The organism is Dietzia timorensis, assembly GCF_020742175.1.
GTDB lineage: Bacteria > Actinomycetota > Actinomycetes > Mycobacteriales > Mycobacteriaceae > Dietzia > Dietzia timorensis_A.
In genome coordinates this window covers 1-3082 of record NZ_DYXM01000272.1, presented here as the reverse complement: position 1 = coordinate 3082, position 3082 = coordinate 1, and the positions used below count along the sequence as shown (strand labels likewise).

The window sequence follows — 3082 nt, the reverse complement described above, 5'->3', positions numbered from 1 at the left end:
GTCCGCCTGGCCATTCGTCGGCTTGTTGCTCGGCGTGTGCGTGGCCATCGGGCTCGCGGTTCTCATGTATCAGGGTGCCGTGCGGATCAACCTTGCCAGGTTTTTCACCTTCACCGGGGCCTTCCTCATCGTGGTCGCCGCCGGAATCCTGTCCTACTCGGTGCACGCCTTCCAGGCGATGGGCTGGCTCCCCGGACTCACGAATTACGCCTTCCACCTCGATTGGTTCGACCAGTCCTCCTGGTATGGCACGGTTCTCGGCGGCATTTTCAACATCACGCCCGAACCCACCGTCCTCCAGCTCCTCGCGTGGGCCGGATACCTCGTGGTCGTCCTCCCGCTATTCCTCTGGAATCGCTCGGCGAGCGCCGGCGCGAAGGCCGCACCCGGCACGGACCGTGCACCCCAAACCGCAGGCGCGACCGTGCACTGAACCCGACGCACACCGAAACCCGACGCGCCGAAACCCACGCGCGCTCAAACCAAGTAGACCGGATCGACCTCGATCCCCGTTCGATAAGGAAACCACCACGTGAATAGCTCAATCGGCCCCTGCGCACGGAAGGTGCGCCGCGCGGCGGCCACCTCGGCAGTGCTCGCCATCGGTGTCGGCGCGCTTGCCGCCTGTGCGGAAAAGGAAGGCGGCGACACAGGTGGGGGAGCGACCGCGCCGATCGCCGTCACCAGCTCGAATGACGAATGCGAGGTGGCCAGCTCCGAAGCGCAGACTGGCCCGGTGCGATTCACGGTGGAAAACGCCGGCGACAAGGTCACCGAGTTCTATGTCTTCGGTGAGGACAATCGCGTGCTCGGCGAGGTGGAGAACATCGGTCCCGGGCTCAAGGGCACGCTCACCGTCGATATCGCCTCGCCAGGCGACTACCGGGTCGCCTGCAAACCGGGAATGGTCGGTCGCGGAATCGAGGGCGAGATCTCCGTGAACGGCGAGGAGAAGGAGAGCCTCCAGGGCTCCACCGAGGTCGAGGACGCAAAGTCCGCGTATCTCGACTACGTGCGCGGGCAGACCGACACGCTCGTCGACCAGACGACCGCGCTGGCCGATGCCGTGAAGGCAGGGGACACCGAGAAGGCGAAGGCGCTCTTCGGCCAGGCGCGCACGCCGTTCGAACGGATCGAGCCCGTTGCCGAGTCCTTCGCGGATCTCGATCCGAAGATCGACATGCGCTGGGACGACACCGAGGGCGGCGAGGTGGAGTTCACCGGTTTCCACCGGATCGAGCGCTTCCTGTGGGCGCCCACCGAGGACGCGGTCGGCGACGAGCCGGGCCAGATCACCCGCGAGGACTTCGACGACGCGAAGAAGAACGACACCAAGGAGAACATCGATAAGGTCGCGGACCAGCTCGTCGAGGATGTGACCACGCTGCGCGACGAGGTCGCCGGCGAGGACTTCGTCTTCGAGACCCGCGCGTACGTGGCCGGGCCGCAGGCGCTCGTCGACGAGGTCGCCGCGACCAAGGTCGACGGCGAGGAGGATCGCTACTCGCACACCGACCTGTGGGACTTCGCCGCGAACATCGAGGGCTCGCAGCGCCTCATCACCGACATGGCGCCGATCATCGAGGCCAAGGAACCGGAGATGATGGGCGAGATCAATGGCCGCTTCGACGACGTCTCCGCCGCGATCGACACCTACCGCGAGGGCGAAGGGTACAAGGACTATTCGCAGGTCTCGGCCGATCAGCGCCGCGAGCTTTCGGACAAGATCGACGCGCTCAGCGCGTCCCTATCGGAGGTGCCAGGGGTTGTCCTCGGACAGTAGGAGCTACTCGCGGCGTGTGGTCCTAGGCGCGACGGGTGCCGGGCTTGCCGCGGGTGGCGCATTGGGCGCGGCCGGGGGCTTCGCCGGCGCGAGAATCACCGGTTCCGGCGGCGCAGGGGAGTCCGACGACCAGGTCGTCCCCTTCCGCGGCGCCCACCAGGCGGGGATCACCACGCCCGCGCAGGACCGTCTGCATTTCGCGGCGTTCGACGTCATAACCGACGACAAACGCGAGCTGGCGGCGCTGCTACAGAAATGGACCGCGGCGGCCGAGCGGATGACCCGCGGCCTCGAGACCGAAGACGGCGGCGCGACGGGCCGGGGCGAGTACTTTCCGCCGTCCGACACCGGCGAGGCGCTCGACCTCGCGGCCGGTGCGCTCACGCTCACGATCGGATTCGGGCCGAGCCTGTTCGGGGCGGGCGCCGGCGGGGACGAGAAGCGGCGCGACCGTTTCGACCTCGCCCGGCTGCGGCCCGCCGCGCTCGAGGATCTGCCGACCTTTGCCGGTGACGACATCGACCCGGCGCGCTCTTACGGCGACATCGCGATCCAGGCGTGCGCCGACGACCCGCAGGTCGCCGTGCACGCGATCCGTAACCTCGCGCGCATGGGTTTCGGTGTGGTCGCGGTGCGCTATTCGCAGCTCGGCTTCGGCCGCACCGCGTCGACGACCAGCGCACAACGAACCCCGCGAAACATGTTCGGCTTCAAGGACGGAACCGCCAATATCAAGGCCGGAGACGCCGGAGTTCTCGATTCGCAGGTGTGGACGCAGCCCGGCGACGGTCCTGCGTGGATGGACGGCGGGACGTACATGGTTGCCCGGCGAATCCGGATGGACATCGAGGCGTGGGACCGGGCGAACCTCACCGAGCAGGAACGCGTGATCGGCCGGGATAAGCGCGAGGGCGCGCCTTTGGGCCAGGCCTTCGAGTTCGACGAGCCCGACTTCACGATGACCACCGGGCGGCAGCCGGTGATTCCGGAGGACTCCCACTTTCGGCTGGCGCACCCGGAGTTCAACGCCGGGACCCAGATCCTGCGGCGCGGCTATAACTTCACCGACGGGTCCGACGGTTTCGGGCACCTCGATGCCGGACTGTTCTTCATCTGCTTCCAGCGCGACCCCGTGGCGCAGTTCGTGCCGCTGCAACGGCAGCTGTCCCGCTCGGACGCGCTCAATGAGTACATCACCCACACCTCGACCGGCGTGTATGCGTGCCCGCCGGGTCTTGGTGCCGGGCAATGGTGGGGACAGCAGCTTCTGGAGGGGTAGCAAGAAAATGTTGCCCATCT

General features: G+C 67.3%; 3 protein-coding genes. All 3 read left to right on the top strand.

Annotated elements, in window-relative coordinates; translation table 11 throughout:
* On the top strand, positions 1 to 433 hold a 433-nt coding region (locus K8V11_RS14035), incomplete at its 5' end, for an FTR1 family protein (protein WP_303915574.1).
* Between the two features lie 99 nt (positions 434 to 532).
* A complete protein-coding gene (gene efeO, locus K8V11_RS14030; protein ID WP_303915571.1) occupies positions 533 to 1783 on the top strand; it encodes an iron uptake system protein EfeO in 1251 nt (416 codons plus the stop codon).
* Entirely contained in the window at positions 1767 to 3062 is a 1296-nt protein-coding gene (gene efeB, locus K8V11_RS14025; protein WP_303915568.1) for an iron uptake transporter deferrochelatase/peroxidase subunit, read from the top strand. Before efeO ends, efeB begins: the two co-directional genes overlap by 17 nt.
* Positions 3063 to 3082 lie beyond the last annotated feature (20 nt).